This is a genomic window from Bacillus sp. 2CMS4F (assembly GCF_023161785.1).
Classification (GTDB): Bacteria; Bacillota; Bacilli; order Bacillales; family Bacillaceae; genus Bacillus; species Bacillus halotolerans.
Genome location: NZ_JALNTO010000019.1, coordinates 19,895 through 41,606, shown reverse-complemented (window position 1 = coordinate 41,606; position 21,712 = coordinate 19,895). Strand labels below are relative to the sequence as shown.

The 21,712-nt window shown below is 43.4% G+C and carries 18 protein-coding genes and 1 riboswitch; of the genes, 8 read left to right on the top strand and 10 right to left on the bottom strand.

Features of this window, described 5'->3' with window-relative positions; all coding sequences use genetic code 11:
• Positions 1 to 110: 110 nt before the first annotated feature.
• A riboswitch (purine riboswitch) is annotated at positions 111 to 212 on the bottom strand.
• 142 nt (positions 213 to 354) lie between these two features.
• The 7 genes from MTN95_RS19735 to mneS all read right to left on the bottom strand — a co-directional run bounded on the left by MTN95_RS19735 (position 355) and on the right by mneS (position 9,566).
• Positions 355 to 1,824 carry a DUF4179 domain-containing protein gene (locus MTN95_RS19735; RefSeq protein WP_248339778.1) on the bottom strand — a complete coding sequence of 490 codons (1,470 nt, stop codon included), beginning with the start codon at positions 1,822 to 1,824 and terminating at the stop codon, positions 355 to 357.
• On the bottom strand, positions 1,806 to 2,339 hold the full coding sequence (locus MTN95_RS19730; protein WP_248339777.1) for a sigma-70 family RNA polymerase sigma factor: 534 nt from the start codon (positions 2,337 to 2,339) through the stop codon (positions 1,806 to 1,808). Before MTN95_RS19730 ends, MTN95_RS19735 begins: the two co-directional genes overlap by 19 nt.
• 107 nt (positions 2,340 to 2,446) lie before the next feature.
• Entirely contained in the window at positions 2,447 to 3,988 is a 1,542-nt protein-coding gene (guaA, locus tag MTN95_RS19725; RefSeq protein WP_105954874.1) for a glutamine-hydrolyzing GMP synthase, read from the bottom strand.
• A 161-nt stretch (positions 3,989 to 4,149) separates the two neighbouring features.
• Positions 4,150 to 6,354, bottom strand: coding sequence for a DUF4129 domain-containing transglutaminase family protein (locus MTN95_RS19720; protein ID WP_248339775.1), 2,205 nt, complete (start codon positions 6,352 to 6,354; stop codon positions 4,150 to 4,152).
• Between the two features lie 20 nt (positions 6,355 to 6,374).
• The gene (locus tag MTN95_RS19715) at positions 6,375 to 7,571 is read right to left on the bottom strand and encodes a DUF58 domain-containing protein (protein WP_248339773.1); all 1,197 of its coding nucleotides are present in this window, start codon (positions 7,569 to 7,571) and stop codon (positions 6,375 to 6,377) included.
• Positions 7,571 to 8,533 (bottom strand): AAA family ATPase, encoded by a 963-nt coding sequence (locus MTN95_RS19710; protein ID WP_024120431.1) that lies wholly within the window; start codon positions 8,531 to 8,533, stop codon positions 7,571 to 7,573. Before MTN95_RS19710 ends, MTN95_RS19715 begins: the two co-directional genes overlap by 1 nt.
• Positions 8,534 to 8,693: 160 nt before the next feature.
• Entirely contained in the window at positions 8,694 to 9,566 is an 873-nt protein-coding gene (gene mneS, locus MTN95_RS19705; protein ID WP_248339771.1) for a cation diffusion facilitator family transporter, read from the bottom strand.
• A gap of 411 nt (positions 9,567 to 9,977) precedes the next feature.
• Here mneS and gabP point away from each other — a divergent pair, with 411 nt between their 5' ends.
• From gabP to MTN95_RS19675, 6 genes are all read left to right on the top strand, one after another.
• Positions 9,978 to 11,387 (top strand): GABA permease, encoded by a 1,410-nt coding sequence (gene gabP / locus MTN95_RS19700; RefSeq protein WP_105954725.1) that lies wholly within the window; start codon positions 9,978 to 9,980, stop codon positions 11,385 to 11,387.
• Between the two features lie 87 nt (positions 11,388 to 11,474).
• The gene (gene cotA, locus MTN95_RS19695; RefSeq protein ID WP_248339766.1) at positions 11,475 to 13,016 is read left to right on the top strand and encodes an outer spore coat copper-dependent laccase CotA; all 1,542 of its coding nucleotides are present in this window, start codon (positions 11,475 to 11,477) and stop codon (positions 13,014 to 13,016) included.
• Between the two features lie 104 nt (positions 13,017 to 13,120).
• Positions 13,121 to 14,107 (top strand): DUF4003 domain-containing protein, encoded by a 987-nt coding sequence (locus MTN95_RS19690; RefSeq protein ID WP_248339765.1) that lies wholly within the window; start codon positions 13,121 to 13,123, stop codon positions 14,105 to 14,107.
• A gap of 13 nt (positions 14,108 to 14,120) precedes the next feature.
• The gene (locus MTN95_RS19685; protein WP_248339764.1) at positions 14,121 to 14,936 is read left to right on the top strand and encodes an alpha/beta fold hydrolase; all 816 of its coding nucleotides are present in this window, start codon (positions 14,121 to 14,123) and stop codon (positions 14,934 to 14,936) included.
• Between the two features lie 82 nt (positions 14,937 to 15,018).
• Complete coding sequence (locus MTN95_RS19680; RefSeq protein WP_003234008.1) at positions 15,019 to 15,228, top strand: cold-shock protein; 210 nt, start codon at positions 15,019 to 15,021, stop codon at positions 15,226 to 15,228.
• Positions 15,229 to 15,411: 183 nt separating this feature from the next.
• On the top strand, positions 15,412 to 15,570 hold the full coding sequence (locus MTN95_RS19675) for a hypothetical protein (protein WP_164848134.1): 159 nt from the start codon (positions 15,412 to 15,414) through the stop codon (positions 15,568 to 15,570).
• Positions 15,571 to 15,601: 31 nt separating this feature from the next.
• On the opposite strand, the gene MTN95_RS19670 is transcribed toward MTN95_RS19675, so the two are convergent.
• Positions 15,602 to 16,648, bottom strand: a complete 1,047-nt coding sequence (locus MTN95_RS19670; RefSeq protein WP_248339763.1) for a hypothetical protein — start codon at positions 16,646 to 16,648, stop codon at positions 15,602 to 15,604.
• A gap of 65 nt (positions 16,649 to 16,713) precedes the next feature.
• Positions 16,714 to 17,085, bottom strand: a complete 372-nt coding sequence (gene walM / locus MTN95_RS19665; protein WP_081638245.1) for a cell wall metabolism protein WalM — start codon at positions 17,083 to 17,085, stop codon at positions 16,714 to 16,716.
• Between the two features lie 441 nt (positions 17,086 to 17,526).
• Between walM and bdhA the strand changes: the two genes are divergently transcribed.
• Positions 17,527 to 18,567, top strand: coding sequence for a (R,R)-butanediol dehydrogenase (gene bdhA, locus MTN95_RS19660; RefSeq protein ID WP_024120423.1), 1,041 nt, complete (start codon positions 17,527 to 17,529; stop codon positions 18,565 to 18,567).
• 49 nt (positions 18,568 to 18,616) lie between these two features.
• Here the strand turns inward: bdhA and MTN95_RS19655 are convergent, their stop codons facing one another.
• Positions 18,617 to 20,038 (bottom strand): sugar porter family MFS transporter, encoded by a 1,422-nt coding sequence (locus tag MTN95_RS19655; RefSeq protein WP_105991260.1) that lies wholly within the window; start codon positions 20,036 to 20,038, stop codon positions 18,617 to 18,619.
• A gap of 639 nt (positions 20,039 to 20,677) precedes the next feature.
• Here MTN95_RS19655 and MTN95_RS19650 point away from each other — a divergent pair.
• Positions 20,678 to 21,673, top strand: a complete 996-nt coding sequence (locus MTN95_RS19650) for a potassium channel family protein (protein WP_101863711.1) — start codon at positions 20,678 to 20,680, stop codon at positions 21,671 to 21,673.
• Positions 21,674 to 21,712 lie beyond the last annotated feature (39 nt).

Here is a 21,712-nt window from a genome sequence, read left to right as displayed (position 1 = left end):
CTATTTATCCTGCCCTGAAATCGCCAAATAAAAAACGCCCCAATACATTTTGGGACGCTTGACTACAGACGGATTTCAGTTTGAATAAATAAACCTGTTTTATTTATATCAAACGAAAGAAATGTTTACGTAGTCAAGCCATTTACGGTAGCTTGGTAGAAACTTGCGGGCCATATCCCCGCGATTATACGAATTCACCTTATTTGATTTCTGAGTCTATTGTACCAACTTCAATTTGAAATGACAATATAAATAACGAACATTACTTATTAAAAAAATTGGTTTATTCGTCTATTGACTAATGGGCGACAAAGATAAAAACCGTATGCATGACTGCATACGGCTTTTCAACTTTTAATTATTTTTTTCGGCAGGCTGACTCACCTGATGCACGGGTACAGTAAATGAGAATGGCTTTAGTTGAATCAAGTGATTTAAAACGCCGTTATCAATATACAGACCGTACTCACTAAGCTCAAAATGCTTTAAAGACAGCTTATCATTATAATCATCATCCAGATCAAAAGTAGATACCATTTCGGCTGTGTTCATATTTTTCACTTTAGCTATATTTGCTTTCAAATAATAACCTTCTTCATAATCACCCACTGGATCAGGCCAAGATTGCATTTTTTTCATATCACCAAGGCCAATCGTTTCACCTATATTCACTAAATCATTTTCATTCATGCTTGATGTATCAATTCCAGTGAAGCGGTAATGAACCAATACTTTCCTCCCTTCTTGTTTAATGTTCTCGATTTCAATCCCTATGTTTTGATGGTTTGTTTCTGAAACATGAAATGGCATCTCTGCATTTAGCGGGACGATTTTACTGACCTCTGCCTCAGATTTAATGTTTGCTATTAATGTTAGCTTTTTCGCTTTTGGATTGATTGGTGATTCTAACAGTGTTTGTCCTTTTGCTCTTACCGTTCTCTCGTTTACTTTTTTGCGGTCTCCAAGTTCGATGTTTGACGATGTCATCTCATATGTGTTTCCTAAATCATCTTTGACTTCGTTAATTTCAACCGTATCATGCTTTGCTATGCCTTGATAATCTATTGTAAATTGAAGGACAGAACCGAGCTTTCCGTTCTCTACTTGAATATTGGAAAATTGATAACGATTGTGATGCACTGATACTACTTTTGAGCTTTCTAAATAACTCGCATTCTTTTTGGTAATAGGCAGTTTGAAACTCCAATTCCCCTGTATTTCATTGATATGAGTAATCACAAAAGGCGTGGTATCCCCATTTTTTATTTCGGCTCCTTTTGTATAAAGCCTTAATTGACCAGCGTATTGTTTGTTATTTAATTTTTTGAGCATTAAGGAATCAAGATCGATTGAAAAATGATCGTTAAAACTCGCTTTGCTCACATTATAGCTGAGCTCTTTTTCATCAGACTGGAGGTTATCAACAGCAAAGTTATAGACAAGCTGTCCGGCATCGTAGTATGAACTGTTCACAGATATAGTAATGCCTCGCGACTCCGCTTTTTCATTCAGATTTGTAACCAAATTGCTTTTAAACAATGATAGGCCAACTTTATCTTGAAACTCCTTATAAATTTGGCCGACAATGGGTATGCTTCCCATCGCTTTGTTAACAGATGGCAGAAAAAGACCGGACGTTAAATACAGTATACCTACCACAGCAGCAACAGCCATTCCATTTGTAATGGTTCGTCCCCATTTAAAACGGCGCTTTGTGTTACTTTCATTTTCAGCACGAACGACAGCTTGATGTATTGCTTTTTTGAGTGCTCTCTTTGGCACTTCTATGTCATCATACAACTGCTTTACTTGGTGTTTTTCCATATTTTTTTATCCTCCTTTTCCAGCTCCTGTTTTAGTGATTTTCTTGCTCTATGTAAATGTGTTTTTATCGTGCCTTCTGCCATTCCTGTTTGTTCAGCTATCATTGAAATCGAATAATCTTGAAAATAATAGAGCTGAATCGTGAGCTGAACATGTTCATCAAGTGAATCAATCGCATTTCGCAAATCCATGTATTCCTCAATATTGGCTTGATCGGTTCCAGTATCATGATGCTGCTCAAACGGAACCAAATCGCCTTTCTTTTTATTCATGGCAAAAATGGAATTGATCAATATTCGGGTTAGCCATGTTAAAAAATACTTTGGCTCTTTTAGTTTTTCTATATTCATAAAAGCTTTATAAGCCGTTTCCTGTACAGCATCAAGTGCATCTTCTTTATTTCTTAAATAGAGATAGGCTGTTTTATATAGAGTCTCCTGATGTGCCAGCATAAGCTTTTCAAAGGCTCGAGTATTTCCTTTTCTCGCCTTTGTAATCAATCTTTCTTCCTTCACCTTATCCACCTCCTATGTTGTTAGATATAAGAACTGCCAAAACGGTTTCAAAAAGTTAACAAAAAAAACGCCCCTTTTATAAAGGGACGTTTTTCTTAGGTATTTACTTATTCCCACTCAATCGTCGCAGGCGGCTTACTTGTAATATCGTACACCACGCGGTTGATATGCTTTACTTCATTTACGATACGTGTAGAAATGACTTCAAGCACATCCCAAGGGATACGCGCCCAGTCAGAAGTCATGCCGTCAATCGATGTAACGGCGCGAATTCCGATTGTGTAATCATACGTTCTCGCGTCACCCATAACACCAACGCTGCGGATGTCCGGAAGAACAGTGAAGTATTGCCAGATATCACGCTCTAAACCATGATTAGCAACTTCTTCACGCAAAATCGCATCTGATTCACGAACGATTTCCAGTTTTTCTTCTGTTACTTCGCCAAGAACGCGGATGCCGAGTCCCGGTCCTGGGAACGGCTGGCGCCACACGATTTCATCCGGAATGCCGAGCTCTGTGCCAAGCGCGCGCACTTCGTCTTTGAAGAGCGTGTTTAACGGCTCGATCAGCTCAAACTGCATGTCTTCAGGAAGCCCGCCGACATTGTGGTGAGATTTGATCGTTTGCGCCGTTGCTGTACCGCTCTCGATGATATCTGTGTAAAGCGTACCTTGTGCAAGGTAGTCGATGCCTTTGAGCTTGTCCGCTTCATCATCGAATACGTAAATGAATTCATTACCGATGATTTTACGCTTTTGCTCAGGATCAGAAACACCTTTTAGCTTATTTAAGAATCTGTCTTTTGCGTCTACTTTAATCACGTTCATGTTAAAGCCTTCGCTGAATGTTTTCATAACGCCTTCAGCCTCGCCTTTACGGAGCAGGCCATGGTCTACAAAGATACAAGTCAGCTGGTCGCCGATCGCTTTATGAATCAAAACAGCCACAACAGAAGAATCAACGCCGCCGCTAAGCGCGCAAAGAACCTGTTTGTCTCCGACCGTTTCACGGATTTTTTGCATTTCGATATCGATAAAGTTCTCCATTGACCATTTGCCTTCGCATTCGCAAACGCCGAATACAAAGTTTTTCAGAAGGTCATTGCCGTATTCAGAATGGCGCACTTCCGGGTGGAACTGAACGCCGTACCATTTTTTATCCGCTTTGCTCATTGCTGAGTTCGGGCAGTGATGGCTTGTCGCATCAACAGTGAAACCTTCAGGCACTTCTACAACCAAGTCACCGTGGCTCATCCAAACCACTTGTTCATTCGGAAGATCTTTGAACAAATCAGGTGTTCCTTCGATGTGGATGTTCGCTTTACCGTATTCACGCTGGCTGGCAGCTTCTACTTTACCTCCAAGGTAATGAGTCATCAGCTGCATGCCGTAGCAAATTCCCAATACAGGAACATCTAATTCGAAGATTTTCTCGTCACAGCGGAAAGAGCCTTCATCATATACACTGTTCGGACCGCCGGATAAAATAATTCCTTTTGGATTCATTTCTTTAATTTCTTCAGCCGTCAATGTATGCGGATGCAGCTCACTGTATACACCAAATTCACGGATGCGGCGTGTAATCAGCTGATTGTACTGACTGCCGAAATCAAGGACAAGAATCATTTCATTCACTAACTTTGTCATGGTTGTCACCTAATCTCCTCTAAGTTTTTTGACACAGAAAAAAACGAGGACAGATATGAAACACGCTCCGCCCTCTTTGGCAAGGCCGTTTGCCGGAGTCAGGCAACTCGCTCCCAGACTCCGATAATATTCACTAATTCTAACAACACGTCGATAAGCGGTCAAGACCATCTTCTTTTAATTAAATTTTCCCATAACTCTCTGGAATCATTCCAAAGCTTTGCCGAATCGTCATTTCTGTACAGCGCCCGTTCATAGTTTGCTGTCAGCTTTAACATGTCTTCAGAATGATATGTTTCGTTGATTCGTTTTGCATACTCCCGCAGCGTTTCGCTGTCACGTTTAGGCAGGCCTCTTCTTTTCATCTGTTTCAGAAGCGCGCCGTATGCCTCAAAAAACACATGCTGATCACTGCGGTGCTTCAATTTTCTCACTGTGAAAACAGGAAGCCATAACGAACGGAAAACATAAAGCAAAACCGCTGTCAAAAGAATCGCAGCCATGGCGGCATACCAGCCTGCTCCAACGCTTGCATGCGCAGACGGCGTTTTTTTGGAAACGGCAGGCTCACGTTTTTCCTTTTGTTTTTGCTCTTTCTCCGGCTGTTTTCTCTTTTCTTTCTGTTCCTCTTTTGCTTTCTCAGGCGAGCTGCTGCTTTCGCTGCCGGAATCCTTTGTATCAGAGGAAGCAAACTCAGCCGGATTTGTGAACCCTTTTGTCGGCTCAAAAGTGACCCATCCCTGCTCTGGAAAATACACCTCTACCCAGGAATGGGCGTTGTTATTTGTCACTTCATAGATGCTGCCGTTTTTGTTCCCCGCTTCTTTATATTCACCAGACGTATATCCTTTTACCCAGCGTGCCGGAATGCCGGCCGAACGCAGGAGCACCACCATCGAGGACGAAAAGTTATCACAATAGCCCATCTTTGTTTCAAACAGAAATTGATCCACATAATCTTCATCATCTTTAGGGATCGTGACGTTTTCTGTTTCATAGGTGAACTCGTTTGATCCTAAATAGTCCTCAACAGCTTTGACCTTATCAAACATATTATCGTGATCCTGAGTCAGCTTGATCGCTAGCGTTCTCACCCGCTCAGGCAGAGTATCCGGCAGCTGCATATAGCGGTCGCTGAAGGTGTACTCCTCACTGTTTTGTCTCACTTTCACCTTTTTCAGCTCATCCTGTTTATAGACCGGGGAGTTGTACGTCACTGTATAACTGCCCATATTCCGAATATCACCGGTCTGCTCACTGATCGGAGAAATTTGTTCAGTGTTCCCGTTCATTTCAAGCGAGACAGCCTGCTTAGGCTTAATATTTTGCGCACCAATCGGATACATTACATGGTTATATCCGTAACGCTCATCGACCTTCACGCGTACAGTGTTCCGCTCTGTGGAAACCTTATGATCAAACCACAAATTTTCAACGTTGCCTCCGCTAAGCTGATACGACATGCCCGTGTCTGTTTCAATCCAGCCTTTTCCCGTATACGTATCCTTTGTTTCCACGCGGAAATATGTGCGCTCTTTTCCCTGCCATGTGAAAACAGGGGTAGCGTCCTGCTGAAACGGACCGCCGAGCGATTCATCGTGATTCCCGTATCCGATTTTGCTTTCTCCTGCCGGCACACGATCATGATTGGTGACTTTTTTGAGAAAAGGAACGGGATCCGGCCAATTCGGATCTGATTTCGGCGCGGCAAGCCCAAATCCCACCGCGGCCAAAATCAGCACAGACAGGGGGAGAAACCATTTCAGAACAGCCGCTTTCGGTAACGATATTCGTTCCATCAGCTTAATGCGTTCCAAATACAGAAGGCCCAGCATAAAGAAGCCAATCAGCACGATACGGATAACAGCGTAAGCGGCGTCATAAGGCGTAAATGTATCAAGAATCGTAATATACGCCACTGTCATCATAAAGAAAAATAAGATCCTCCTCTGGTAAATCACCCAGTAATGAAGGAGATAGACCAGCAGCCACAGCAGCACAAAAAACAGCAGGGTCCGAAAAGAAGGAATCATATTATTCCATTGTCCAGTCTGAATAAACGTGATATTCAAATAGACATCCTGTAAAAAAGAGCTGACCCAGCTTAAGTCAAAAATAGATCCTTCGTAAAACAGAATGTGTATCGAAATGAACGTAAATAAGACACAAAAAGGAACGGTGACAAACCACCTCATCCTGAAAAAAGTCAGCAGAAACGTCAAGCCGATAAAGACAATAAAAAAGCCTGTATGCTTCGTGTCTGTAAAATGGTCCAGCGGCCTGAGCCACTCCCACAGCAATAAAAAAGCCAGAAAATAAAATAACAGCAAGCTCAAACGGCTTCCCTTCTGGTCATCAAGCGGCATGTACACCGTCACCTCTCTTTCTAAACAACACGCGAAGCTCGGCCGCCTCTCATGATTTGAACTCTGATTTGGTGTTTCAGCATGCGTTCGATCATCATATGCTCACCTTGGGAAGGATCGGCGTCTTTCTCTTTTGCCAGTATAATGGTAACCGGGCCGATCCCTGCTTCTGACATCTTCATCAAATCCTCCGTGATCTGTCCCGTGACAATCACTTTATCAGCCTGGCGAACAGACGGCTTCCCAAGCTCCTCACGTGCATAACGGCTTACGCGGTCAGCAGCATTACACTCACAAATCGCTAAGTGATGGAGCATGTGTTTAAAATGATGCTCTCCCTCCTGAATCGGAAAAATGGACCTTTCCTTTCCAACTGAAGCCAGACCTGCTCCTGCGCCATTTTTCAAAACAGAATGAAGAATCGAAGCTGTCACGGATACGACCTCTTCGAAAGCGTCAGAGCTAAAACGGTCCATCAGAAGAAACAGGTTTTTGCTTCTCGACGGTTCAAATTCTTTCGTCATCAGCTGGCTCCGTCTCGCCGAAGTCTTCCAGTCTAACGCCGCAAAACGGTCTCCCGGCTGATAGTTCCTTACACTCGCTGCGACAGAAGAATGGTGCTGATGAACAGGTGATGCCCCGCTTACGCCATCTTCCTGATATCGCTCATTCAGCTGATACTGAAGAGGCTGAAAGAACGGGTAAACAAACACCGCATCGTCTGCCCCATAAAACGACGTTTTTTCAATCAGTCCGAGGACATCCCCGGTCCGCACCCTGACGGCATGAAAATGATGCTCTCCACGCGGTACTGGCGTTATTTGATATGACATCGTGATGCTCCGTTTAAACCACGGGAACACCAGCTGTTTGGCCAAAGCTTCATCTCCGTTTAATGGCTCTAACCCTGACGGCAGACAATCTTCAATCACCATATACATCAGGGGAAACGGCAATTTTCTTTTAAGCGTAATCGAAGCTTCCAGCCTGTCTCCCGCATGCAATTGCGTTTTGACGATATGCCGCGACACCTGAAAGGAGCGGAGCGGGTACATCGCCAGCAGCCCGGCGTATACAACAAAAGGGAGACATGAATAAAACAAAAACCAGCTGACAAAGCCGCCCTGAAACATCGCATAAGAGAAAACAGCACCCGTCAATAACGTTAATACGAGCAGTTTCCACCCGTACATTAACCATTGAAATTTCTTTTTCATCAGCGGACCGACGACCTTTGAACCGGAACTTTCACGCCAGACATGATCTCCCGTATGATTGTTTCTGCCTGGATCCCTTCAAATTTTGCTTCCGGCTGCAGGAGCATCCGGTGCGGCAGCGTATAAGGGGCAAGATATTGAATATCATCCGGAATGACATAATCGCGGTCATGGAGCAGCGCAAATGCCTGAGCCGCTTTCATAAGAGCGATGGATCCGCGCGGACTGACGCCTAAGTGAACAGAGGCATGCTGTCTCGTCTTTTGCACGATTTCGACAATATATTCCTTCATGCTGTCATCGGCACGGACATCCTGCACTTCTCTCTGCAGGCGGATGAAATCTTCTTTTGAAATTACAGGCTCGAGTGTCTCAATCGGATGGCTTTTTTCCTGAAGAGATAAGACATCCAATTCCTCTTCAAAGGACGGATAGCCCATACGAAGTTTAAATAAAAAACGGTCAAGCTGGGCTTCCGGCAAAGGATATGTCCCTTCATATTCCACAGGGTTTTGCGTTGCCATAACAAAAAATGGAGCGGCAAGCGGCATTGTGTTGCCATCTACCGTGACGCTTCCCTCTTCCATCGCTTCAAGCAAAGCAGACTGTGTTTTAGGGGATGTTCGGTTGATTTCGTCAGCCAGCACGATATTCCCCATAATCGGGCCCGGCCGGTATTCGAACTCCATTGTTTTCGCATTATAAATAGAAACACCCGTTACATCGGAGGGCAGCAAATCCGGTGTGAATTGAATTCGTTTAAAATCTGCGCCGATCGATTTCGCCAGAGCGCGAACCATCATCGTTTTCCCTACACCCGGCACATCCTCAAGCAGCACATGTCCTTTGGCAAGAATAGCTGCTAAGCTGAGTTTTGCGATGTCCCGTTTTCCAACCATTACTTTATCGATATGTTCAACTGCTTTCCCCAGCAAAGGATGCAGGTCTTCTTGGTATGACATTTTCTTCCTCCTAGTCATCTACAAAAATCATCATATAGTAACCTAACTTTACCACAAAAAACGACCTGTATAAAAAAACGATTCTAGCAAATTACTGCCAATACATACAGAGCAATCAAACAAAAAAAGCCTCCCATGACAGGAAGCTCTCATTACCCAGTTATTTGTTTTGCAAAGGCTCCATATGAACATGCGAATAATCAATCGCATGCTCCTCCTTCATTCTCCGCTCAATTTCATTCGCAATATCATGGCTTTCTGTAATATTTAACTCTGATGACACTTCAACCACTACATCTACGTGCACAGAGCTGCCCAAATATCTCGCCTTGATGTCTTTTAACCGGCTGACACCGGAGATTTTTTCGATCGTCTGTTTATAATCGGACATGTCCTTTACGTCAAAGCCATCAGTCAATGAATGCGATGATTCCTTAAAAATATCCCATGCCGTTTTGCAAATGAGAAGGCCGATGACGAACGCAGTCACCGTATCAATCCATGCAAGATGGAATTGCGCGGCCAAAATACCGATAAACGTGCCGACACTGACGAATGCGTCCGATTTATTATCAGCCGCCGCCGCAAGCAGCGCTTGGCTGTTCACCTTTTTGGCAAGCCTTTTGTTGTACTGATAGACAATCAGCATCATGATTGCCCCGCCTGCAGCCGTCCAAGCTGCAATCATATCCGGTGTTTCTTCTTTCACAGAAAAAATAGATTCACCGGCGCTGAAAAGCACTTGCAGGCCGACAACCATCATAATAAAAGATGCGATAAGTGATGCGATTGTTTCCGCCCGAAAGTGGCCGTATGGATGATCTTCGTCAGGAGGCTTTTGAGAGATGCGGAGACCGATCAGCACAGCAACAGAAGCAATAATGTCTGTTGTGTTATTTAGCCCGTCTGCCGTAAGAGCTTCCGAGTGAAATACATAGCCGATGATCAGCTTAATCGCGGACAGCACAAGATACGCGGCAATACTGACCAGCGCCCCGGATTCTCCCTTTTTCAGTTCATCATATCTCTCCATAAAAAACCTCCTCTCCGCTCATGTTTTCTATCATTATGATACAAAGCTGAACCGCAGTGGGTCTATAGAAACATGATTCACTCACCACAGAAAAATAGTGACGATAGAACAATTTTTACTCTAAGCAACTTATTTTCATTTGTAAAAAGTGTTTCAAATCCAATGATACCAATACTTCTAGCCATCCAACACTTTTTCAAAAATATAACAAATCAAAAATACGGGCAATTGACGGAAAATTTTTTCTTTTATTTCGAACATATTCACTCCAAAAACAGCAAACAAAACCCTACAAATTTGAAATAAACTGTTATATTTTCTGACATAAATTTTCGACAAAATGTATATTTATGTTACAGTTTCAATTATCATAATATTCAGTAATAACTTTAATTTTCGAGGAGGTAACATATGAACCAGTCTCAATCAGGATTAAAAAAAGAATTAAAGACCCGACATATGACGATGATTTCTATCGCCGGCGTCATCGGAGCCGGATTATTTGTTGGCAGCGGTTCAGTGATTCACTCGACCGGGCCCGGTGCCATTGTCTCTTATGCATTAGCCGGATTATTGGTCATCTTTATCATGCGAATGCTTGGTGAAATGTCGGCTGTAAACCCGACAAGCGGATCATTCTCCCAATACGCTCATGACGCTATCGGACCGTGGGCAGGATTTGCAATCGGCTGGCTCTACTGGTTTTTCTGGGTTATTGTTATCGCTATTGAAGCAATCGCGGGAGCAGGCATTATCCAATACTGGTTCCACGATATTCCGCTGTGGATGACGAGCTTAATTTTGACGATTTTACTCACACTGACAAACATCTACTCTGTTAAATCATTTGGTGAGTTTGAATATTGGTTCTCCCTCATTAAAGTTGTTACAATCATCGCATTCTTAATCGTAGGTTTTGCATTTATTTTTGGCTTCGCCCCAGGCAGTGATCCAGTCGGTTTCGCAAATATTACGGGCCAAGGCGGATTTTTCCCGGAAGGCATAGGCTCTGTATTGCTCGGAATTGTTGTCGTGATCTTCTCCTTTATGGGAACGGAAATTGTGGCGATTGCTGCCGGTGAAACATCAAACCCGGTCCAATCTGTAACAAAAGCGACTCGATCCGTTGTATGGCGCATCATTGTCTTTTACGTTGGTTCAATCGCCGTTGTCGTTGCGCTTCTGCCTTGGAATTCAGCGAATATTTTAGAAAGCCCTTTCGTCGCTGTTCTCGAACATATTGGAGTGCCGGCAGCCGCGCAAATGATGAACTTTATCGTCCTCACAGCTGTACTGTCTTGCCTGAATTCAGGTTTGTACACCACATCCAGAATGCTGTATTCACTTGCAGAAAGAAACGAAGCGCCGCGCCGCTTTATGAAACTGAGCAAAAAAGGAGTTCCCGTACAAGCAATTGTCGCCGGAACATTTTTCTCTTATATCGCGGTCGTAATGAATTACTTTTCACCTGACACCGTCTTTTTATTTTTAGTCAACTCATCAGGCGCAATCGCCCTGCTCGTTTATCTTGTTATCGCTGTTTCCCAGCTGAGAATGAGAAAAAGCCTCGAAAAAACAAACCCGGAAGCATTGAAAATCAAGATGTGGTTCTTCCCGTTCTTAACCTACCTGACCATTATTGCCATCTGCGGTATTTTAGTATCCATGGCATTTATTGAATCGATGAGAGATGAACTGCTGCTGACAGGCTTTATCACAGGCATTGTATTGCTTTCTTATCTTGTGTTCAGAAAACGCAAGGTGACTGAAAAAGCAGCAGCCAAACCGGTCACTCAGCAGCAGCCCGATATCCTGCCTTAACGGCAGGATTTTTTTTGTCACCATCACGTCCTTAATGTCATTAACTATAGTACCAATTAGGGAATATTTAGATAAGGACAGATGAAAATGACACTTGAAAAATTTGCGGATGCTCTCCCAATCCCAGATACACTAAAGCCGGTACAGCAGTCAAAAGAAAGCACATACTACGAAGTAACCATGGAGGAATGCTATCATCAGCTTCACCGCGATCTCCCTCCAACCCGCTTGTGGGGCTATAACGGTTTATTCCCCGGTCCCACCATTAAGGCCAAAAGAAATGAAAACGTTTATGTGAAATGGATGAATAACCTTCCTTCAGAGCATTTTCTTCCGATTGATCACACCATTCATCACAGTGACAGCCAGCATGCAGAACCCGAGGTAAAAACCGTCGTTCATTTACACGGCGGCGTCACTCCAGATGACAGCGACGGTTATCCTGAGGCCTGGTTTTCTAAAGACTTTGAACAAACAGGCCCTTATTTTAAACGAGAGGTTTACCATTATCCGAATCAGCAGCGCGGAGCTATTTTATGGTATCACGATCATGCCATGGCGCTCACGAGGCTGAATGTGTATGCCGGGCTCGTCGGTGCTTATATCATCCATGAACCAAAGGAAAAACGCCTGAAGCTCCCATCAGGTGAATACGATGTGCCGCTTTTGATCATGGACCGTACGATTAATGATGATGGCTCTTTATTTTATCCGAGCGGACCGGAAAACCCTTCACCGTCACTGCCTAATCCGTCAATCGTTCCAGCCTTTTGCGGAGATACAATTCTCGTCAACGGGAAGGCATGGCCATACATGGAGGTCGAACCGAGAAAATACCGCTTCCGCGTCATCAATGCCTCTAATACGAGAACATATAACCTGTCACTTGATAATGGCGGAGAATTTATCCAGATCGGTTCTGATGGCGGACTTTTGCCGCGTTCCGTCAAGCTAAACTCCTTCAGTATTGCGCCGGCTGAGCGCTTTGATATTCTCATTGACTTCGCCGCGTTTGAAGGACAATCGATCATTTTAGCAAACAGCGAGGGCTGCGGCGGTGACGTTAATCCGGAAACAGACGCAAACATCATGCAATTCCGAGTCACAAAACCGTTAGCCCAAAAAGACGAGAGCAGAAAACCAAAATACCTGGCATCTTACCCTTCAGTACAGCATGAAAGAATACAAAACCTCCGAACATTGAAGCTGGCAGGCACTCAAGACCAATACGGAAGACCCGTCCTTCTTCTTAACAACAAACGCTGGCACGATCCTGTCACTGAAGCACCGAAAGCCGGTTCTACCGAAATATGGTCGATTATCAATCCGACTCGCGGAACACATCCGATCCATCTTCATTTGGTCTCCTTCCGTGTATTGGACCGGCGCCCATTTGATACAGCCCGTTTTGAAGAGCGCGGAGAACTGGCCTACACCGGACCCGCCGTTCCGCCGCCACCAAGTGAAAAAGGCTGGAAAGACACAGTTCAGTCCCACGCCGGTGAAGTCCTGAGAATCGCCGTAACATTCGGGCCGTACACTGGGCGGTACGTATGGCATTGCCACATTCTTGAGCATGAAGACTATGACATGATGAGACCGATGGATGTAATTGACCCCCATAAATAAGTCCCATAAAACTTGCCTGCTGCAGGCAGGTTTTTTTATCTATGAAACTTTTTTCTTCCATAAATCGTATAACTTAGAAACAGCGAAGAAAGGAGCGGCTTTTTATGCTGACAAACGATCTCAAAGATAAAACAAATCAATACATTTCAATTTATGACGAATTAAAATCAAAATTAAGGTGGAAAGTTGCTCATAATCAGATATTAATGCTCATCTCCTCTGCATATATTGTGAATAAAAGAGATTTTGATTTTCAGCGCTTTTATGATTTAAGCAGCTATATAAAATCAAACATCGGCAGCTTCTCAACACTCAATTCTCACCACCGCTTTACTGTCGCTTCAATTCTGGATATTCATTTTCAGCATGAGGCGAAGCAAGCGTTTCTTACTTTCATCGATGTATACAGCCAAATGGTGAAGCATGGATATAAACGGGATATTTTCACGTACCTTTCCGCTCTGATCCTGCTCACCGGCAAGACCGAAACGATAAACCAAAGAGAACAGATGAACATGGGGCTCTCTGTTTATCAGCAGATGAAGAAAAATCACTATTTCCTCACTTCAACTCAAAATGTTCCGCTTGCCGTATTGCTTGCCCAAAACGGAAATGGTTTGCGGGCGCTGAACAAGGCAGAAACATGTTATCAGCTGCTGTCCGCTAACGGCTTTAAAAAAGGCCAATACTTACAACACGTCAGCCATATTCTTGCCCTGCAAAGTGAAAAAGACCCTGAAACCCTTGTTTCCCAATGCAAACTGATCTTTCAATCCATTACTGAATCTCATAAAAAGCCAAAAGATTTTCATTATCCCGATCTCGCCCTTCTCACATTCTTGGAAGAGCCGGACATCAAAACCGTTTTAGGCATCACTCATGAGCTGAACCAAGAAAAAGCATTTAAATGGGAAAAGGATATGAACTTCAAAATTGCTGTCAGCTTATATCTCAGCGAGTATATGGAGAAAAATCTGCTGATGGAATCAGGCCTTTACACAGCTATTGAAACGGCCATCCAAGCACAGCAGGCAGCCGCAACAGCTGTGATCATCAGTTCATCAGCCATTCATTCACATGACGGAAACTAAAGGAGGAGAAAACATGCCATATATCACATTAGAAGATCAGACCCGCCTATACTACGAAACTCACGGGAGCGGGACACCGATCCTATTTATACACGGCGTGCTTATGAGCGGACAGTTTTTCCACAAACAACTTTCAGCGCTATCTGCCAATTATCAATGTATTCGTCTTGATCTTAGAGGGCACGGCGAATCCGACAAAGTTCTTCATGGACACACCATTTCCCAATACGCCCGTGATATCAAGGAATTTATGTGTGCGATGGAGCTTGAGCCTGCCGTCCTTGTTGGCTGGTCAATGGGCGCTTTCGTGGTATGGGATTATATCAATCAATTTGGGAATGATAACATACGAGCCGCTGTTATCGTCGATCAATCGGCTTCCGACTACCAATGGGACGGCTGGGGACACGGCCCGTTTGACTTTGACGGCTTGAAAACAGCGATGCACGCTATTCAAACTGAGCCGCTTCCATTCTACAAAAGCTTCATCAATAATATGTTCGCAGAGCCGCCAGCATCAACAGAAACAGAATGGATGCTTGCCGAAATTCTGAAACAGCCGGCAGCCATTTCAAGTACGATTTTATTTAATCAAACGGCAGCTGATTATCGCGAAACCATTCAAAACATTCATGTGCCGACATTGTTATGCTTCGGAGAAGACCGCAAATTTTTCTCAATAGAAGCCGGAGAACACCTGCGTGAACATATACCAAATGCAAAGCTCGTTACATTTTCTAAGAGCAGCCATTGTCCGTTTTTAGAAGAACCGGATGCTTTCAACAGCACGCTCCTGTCCTTTTTAGATGAGCAGATTGGAAAGTCATAAAGAAAAAGGAATTAGGAGATTAGGGCAAAGTATGAGACAATAAGAAATGTGCAGTAAAATACATGAGGGAAGAAGTGACTTTATGTCTTACTATAACAAACGAAATCAAGAACCGCTGCCAAAGGAAGATGTGAGTACTTGGGAATGCACAAAAGAAGACTGCAACGGCTGGACCAGAAAAAACTTCGCCAGCAGTGACACGCCATTGTGCCCTTTGTGCGGAAGTAAAATGGTCGACGGCATCCGTTCATTAGTGAATCTCCAAAACAACAGCCAAACGAAAACAAGTTAGCTCTTCCCTTTTTTAAAGCAGTCTCTATCAGCAAACAATCCTCGATCAGAGATACGAATTTTATATCCAATAGCACGGCTTCCCGATTTGACGAGAAGCCGAGATAATGAAGCCCAAAACTGTAAACGTTTCGGGCTTTTTCACTTTCTGTTATGGTATAATATGGATATGAGGGGTGATGATGTGATCAAAAACCAACAGCAGGCTGACCTGAAGAAACGAGCTTCAGCCAAAAAGTTGAACTTGGCTATAAACTCATGTGCGGAACTTATGAATTGGTCAATACCGATCATTCGTTTCTTTAAATGGCTCGGATCATTTGCCCTGCACCTCGTCCATTAAAAAATCACTCAGCATTTGCTGAGTGATTTTTTCAGTTGATGACAGAAAAGCTGTTGATGATGCCATTCGGATTTTCCCATACTTTTTTGAACGTCTTCGTGTCAAGGTCATAAGAATAAATTGTCCGAACCTTGGCTTCACGCCCTGTTTCGTCCTTCAGCTTTTTAGCCCCTTTGGCTTCGGCAAGGAAATAAATCTTCTTTCCGTCCTTGGAGAACTGGGGCTGCGCGTCAATTAACAGCTTAAATGTTTTCTGATTTGAAATGATTTTTTCATAGGTTTTCGTGTCTGCATTCAGCATTTGAATAGACGCCGTTTGCTCCGTTCCTTTTTGTGTATATGACGTAAACAGAATACGTTTATCGTCATCAGAAACAGCAATGTCACTGATAAACTGCTCCAGGCTCTTAAGCTCATGAAGGCGGCTTTCATGACCGGCCGAAAAATGAATCTTTGTCGGTTCAGGATCGATTCCCTTCTCATTGGCTTCATCCGTTTTTTTGTAATCTTCTTCTACAGAATAATGAAGCAATGCAAATGAATCTGTTTTTTGGTTATAAAAGAAGCTGCTGACACTGTCATCCTGGTCAGTAGCGGCAGGATACAGGTTTTTGTACTTCTTCGTTTTCAAATCAAAGGATGCGATACGAAAATTACTTTCGTCCGCTTTCCCTAAACGAAAATAGATTTTTGAGCGATCCTTTGATAAAAACAAGCTGTCCGCGCTTTCCGGACCTTTATAAAGCATAGTTTTCTTATCAGACTTAAGATCAAGCTTAAAAAGCCTCATCTCATTTTGATCGTTATTGCTTGTATAATAGAGCGCCTGCTGCTCTTGGTCCAAGGCAAATGCCGGATAGCTGGTCAGCTTCGCCTCGTGGATCACCTTATCATTTTCATAATACTTCGTCAGAAGATCGGTATCGGTAATCGAAACCAGAAGCTTCTCACTGTTCTCCATGTTCACGGAAACATCGTCGGCACTCTCACTGCCTTTATCTTTAAAAGAATAAAACATAAAACCCGCAGCTGCCGCCAAAACAACGATGATTGCCAATAAAACGATTCCTTTTTTCATCTCTTATCTCCACCAATAGAAAAAGCAAGAATGCGACTTCTTGCTTTACAGATTTAAACTATGTATTAATAGCTGTAATGTCCCGCTACTTTTCCTTTGCTTAATGGGTATCCCAGCGCTTTAAACGCTTTAGGGCTTACATCCAGCACTGCGTGAGGCATTCTGCCAACATCATTTTTATAAACCGTAATCACCTTTTTAGGCTTCGCTTTAGCATAAGCTCTGATTTTTGTCCCATTTCTAGGTACGTCAAATCCGATCTTTGTCGCACAGTCCCAATGTCCAAGTTTTTTACCTGAAGAGCCTTTTTTCCCAACTCCGTTATACCAAGTAATATTTCCGTTCACGTGTTTTGCACTGGCATCTGCCGAAAAACTGAAAGCTCCCAAAGTACTTCCTACTAAGATAAAAGCGGCTAAAATGACTTTCTTCAACATTTCGTCCCCCTGTTTGTTAACATCTAGGAAAAATTATACACGATCAACCAGGGATTTTTTATTTCAATATCCTTACAGTAATGTTACAAAGTCGAAAAAATTCCCTCTGCTAAAATAAACCATGGAAGATTATCCTATTATAATTACAGCATTAGCGTTATAATTGTTGATAGAGTAGTTGTCGCATTCAATATGAACGAACCATTACCGTATTGTTCAAGCCAAATTCATAGTTATGTAAACCAATCATACTCTCTCATCATAAAGAAAAAAGAGTGTGCGAGACTCTTTTTTCTTCAAAGTTTCTTTTTTCAAAAAAACGTAGATTATATTATATATAAGTTTTATCTTTTTTTGGTTTTTAAAAATGGCGATTTTGTGAACAGTTCATATTGATCGGTGCGGAATTACTCATATCAAAAGATATAGGAGTGGTAATCCATGAAGGCAGCTAGATGGCATAACCAAAAGGATATCCGTATTGAAAATATTGAAGAGCCAAAAGCGGAACCGGGAAAAGTCAAGATCAAAGTCAAATGGTGCGGCATCTGCGGCAGTGATTTACACGAGTATTTAGGAGGCCCGATCTTTATCCCGGTGGACAAACCCCATCCTTTAACAAAAGAAACAGCACCTGTCACAATGGGGCATGAATTCTCCGGTGAAGTTGTTGAAGTCGGGGAAGGCGTTGAAAACTATAAAGTCGGAGACCGAGTCGTTGTGGAACCGATTTTTGCAACACACGGACATCAGGGTGCGTACAACCTTGATGAACAAATGGGATTCCTCGGCTTAGCCGGAGGCGGCGGCGGATTCTCTGAATACGTTTCTGTAGATGAAGAGCTGTTATTCAAACTTCCTGAGGAATTATCATATGAACAAGGCGCACTCGTTGAACCTTCTGCGGTCGCTTTATACGCTGTCCGCTCAAGCAAAATCAAAGCCGGTGACAAAGCGGCTGTATTCGGCTGCGGCCCGATCGGACTTCTTGTCATTGAAGCGCTGAAAGCTGCGGGTGCTACTGAAATTTATGCTGTTGAGCTCTCACCTGAGCGCCAGCAAAAAGCTGAGGAGCTCGGCGCCATTATCGTGGATCCGTCCAAAACAGACGATGTAGTGGCACATATCGCAGACCTTACAGGAGGCGGCGTTGACGTAGCCTTTGAAGTAACCGGGGTTCCAGTCGTTTTACGCCAAGCGATCCAATCTACAACAATCGCCGGTGAGACAGTGATCGTCAGCATCTGGGAAAAAGGCGCTGAAATTCATCCAAACGATATCGTAATCAAAGAGCGTACAGTGAAAGGAATCATCGGGTACCGTGACGTATTCCCAGCTGTATTGTCATTAATGAAAGAAGGCTATTTCTCAGCCGATAAACTCGTTACGAAAAAGATCGTCTTAGACGATTTAATCGAAGAAGGCTTCGGAGCTCTGATCAAAGAGAAAAACCAAGTGAAAATCCTTGTCAGACCAAACTAAACATACAAAAAAAGAATCCGCACTTGAATGCGGATTCTTTTTATTCCACTTAGCCAATCACTTCAGCGCCGGACTCTTCTTTAACCTCACTGCGATCATGAGCACGGAAGCTTTCCTCAAGCTGCTCAAGCGAAAGACCTTTTGTTTCCGGTAAAAACTTGTTCACAAACAGAATCGAGCAAATTCCCAGCGCAACGAAGATGAAGAACGTTGTTGATAACCCAATGCCTGCCATCAAAATAGGGAATGTCAGGCTGACTGCGAAATTGACCATCCACAAGCAGAATACCGTAACACCCATTCCCAGACCGCGAAGGCGCAGCGGGAAAATTTCTGAAAGCATCAGCCATGTCACTGGTGAAATCGCACCCTGCTGAAACGCCAGGAACGAAACCGTTAATGACAGAACCACATATGGAAGCACAGGCGATCCTTCCAGCACAAGTGAAAATATCCCGATCAGCAGCAATGCCGTTGTCGTTCCGATCAGCCCTGTAATCAGCATCGGCCGGCGACCGACTTTACCGAGCAGCCAAATTCCGACGAACGTGGCCAGGACGGAGATCACACCATTGGCAATATTTCCAATCAGCGCTGCTTCCGTTTGGAATCCGGAATCTCTTAAAATTTCAGTGCCGTAATACATGATGGAGTTTACACCCGTAATTTGCTGTACAATTGCAATTCCGATTCCTATAAATACAATCCGGCGCACCCATGGCACTGCAAGATCTTTAAACGTAGCTTTCTCAAGTTTATCCTCTCTTTTGAAAGCGGATTCAATTTCAGCCAGCTCAGAAGCAGCGCGTTTTTCGTCCCTGATTTTCTTCAAAACCCCTAAAGCATCTTCATTCCTTCCTTTTGAAACAAGCCAGCGAGGACTCTCAGGCATTCTGATCATTCCAAAAAACAGGAATATGGCCGGAAGAGACGCTATCACGAGCATAAATCTCCATACATTGGAGCTGTCTCCCATTGTCGTCCCGAGGATGGCATTAAAAACAAAGGCCAACAGCTGTCCGGATACAATCATTAATTCATTCTGGGTCACCATCCGTCCTCTGCTTTCCACAGGTGACATTTCCGCTAAATAAGCAGGCACCGTCACTGATGCGCCCCCGACGGCAATTCCAAGCACAAAACGGGAGATGATCATGATTGTTACGTTTGGAGCCAGTGTACACCCAATCGTTGAGATAAAAAATATAATGGCGAGGAAAAGAATATTTTTACGGCGTCCGTTAAAATCAGACATTCTTCCGCCAAGCACAGCTCCAAGTGCAGCTCCAAAAAGAAGAGAACTGGTGACGAGCCCCTCTGTGAAAGCATTAAGATTAAGCTGATCAGGCTCACCCATATATGGTAAAGCTCCATTTAATACCCCGGTATCATAACCGAAGAGAAGCCCGCCGAAAGTCGAAACTAAAATAATTGTGCGTAAAAATGACATTTGACTGCCTTTTGTATTCATACCGTTTCCCCCAGTCTTTTTCAAAATCGGTCACTGCGTATTTCAAAAACGTATTCTAGGGCTGCCGCCTTCCTCAAATGCCGTGAGCAGGCCGCAGAAAAAAGTTCAAAATGTCTTTTTTCACTGGCTTTATAACCTTCCCTTCTTTTTCAGCATGTGTTGAAGTCAATGGTTTTGGAAGCGATTTCATTTATTACTAAACAACAATGGGTATATTTTTGGTGTCTGACTTAATGAATTGTTATTTTATAGTCACTTTATAGTGTTGTTATAGTAATATCATAGTAATATATTTGTCACTTCTGATATTATCATAATTTCAAAAACGCTTTCAGTCAATATAAATTTCTGAAAATTCCTTAACTTCACGTCAGTAAAATGACCACTTTATGGGGAAATTGAACTTTTTTCTTGCCGGAAATGTGGAATCAGTATGTATTATCTGTGAATTTCTGTTTCATTTCTGTCTTCATCAAAATGAGTAAGTGTTGGGTAACTTCTCCTGCACAAATCTTCTCTGCATGATTCGCTGCTCAAACATTCAAATGATTGTTTCAGATTCAAGATAAAAGGAAATAGAAGAGGAAAATAAAGATGGCTAAATGGCTGGCTCTTATTGAATAGGAGGAGGCAATAAAATTGAATGAGATTTATATCTTTGCAGGAATTTTATTGTTGGCAGCGGGGATGATTGATTTTATATGGACAACATTATGGCTTGAAAGCGGAGCCGGTCCGATCACAAGATGTTTGTCTGCATGGCTGTGGAAAGGCTTCCGTAAGATCAGCGGAGATCACGCAAAGGTTCTCAGTACGGCAGGGCCGCTGCTGTTATGCATGACATTATTGGTGTGGATCGGTTTATTTTGGAGCGGCTGGACTTTTATCTTCTCAAGTGATCCTCACTCTCTCGTAGTTACTCAAAGTAAAGAACCAGCCTCCTGGTCAGACCGGGCTTATTTTTCTGGATATGTGATGTTTACATTAGGAAATGGTGACCTTACACCGAACGGTGCCCTTTGGAAGCTTGTGACAGTCGGTGCTACAGCTGAAGGTCTGCTTACGATTACTTTTTCTGTCACGTACTTGATTTCTGTCTTGAGTGCGGTTAATCAAAAGCGCTCATTCGCCCAGAGTGTACTGAGTCTTGGGCATAACGGAACAGCGATTGTCCAAACTGCGTGGAACGGGAGACATTTTCACGACATGGATTTGCTTCTCGTCACATTTTCTTCAGAGCTGGGAAAGCTGACCGCTCAGCATAACGCCTTCCCTATTCTTCATTTTTACCATAGCACACAGCGCGAGGAATCTTCCGTCATTGCAGTCACTGTATTGGATGAAGCGTTAACCATTTTGACATATGGCATTCCAAAGCAGTACCTTCCGAATCAGCTCCACATAAAAGAAGCGCGCTCAAGTGTCAAAAACTACTTAGACACCGTTCATACAGCATATATCCATCCGGCTGAACAAGAACCGCCGGAGCCCAGCCTCTTGAAGCTAAGGGATTGCGGCATCCCAACCCTATCGGAGCAAACATTTCGAACAGCGGTCAAATCTTTAAAAGAACGGCGGCAATTGCTTTTGGGCATTGTTCAAGCGGGTGCGCGTAAGTGGCCTGCACAAGAGTAAGGGCTAAAAAAGAGGATGCCTCCCAAAAGTCAAAAAGAC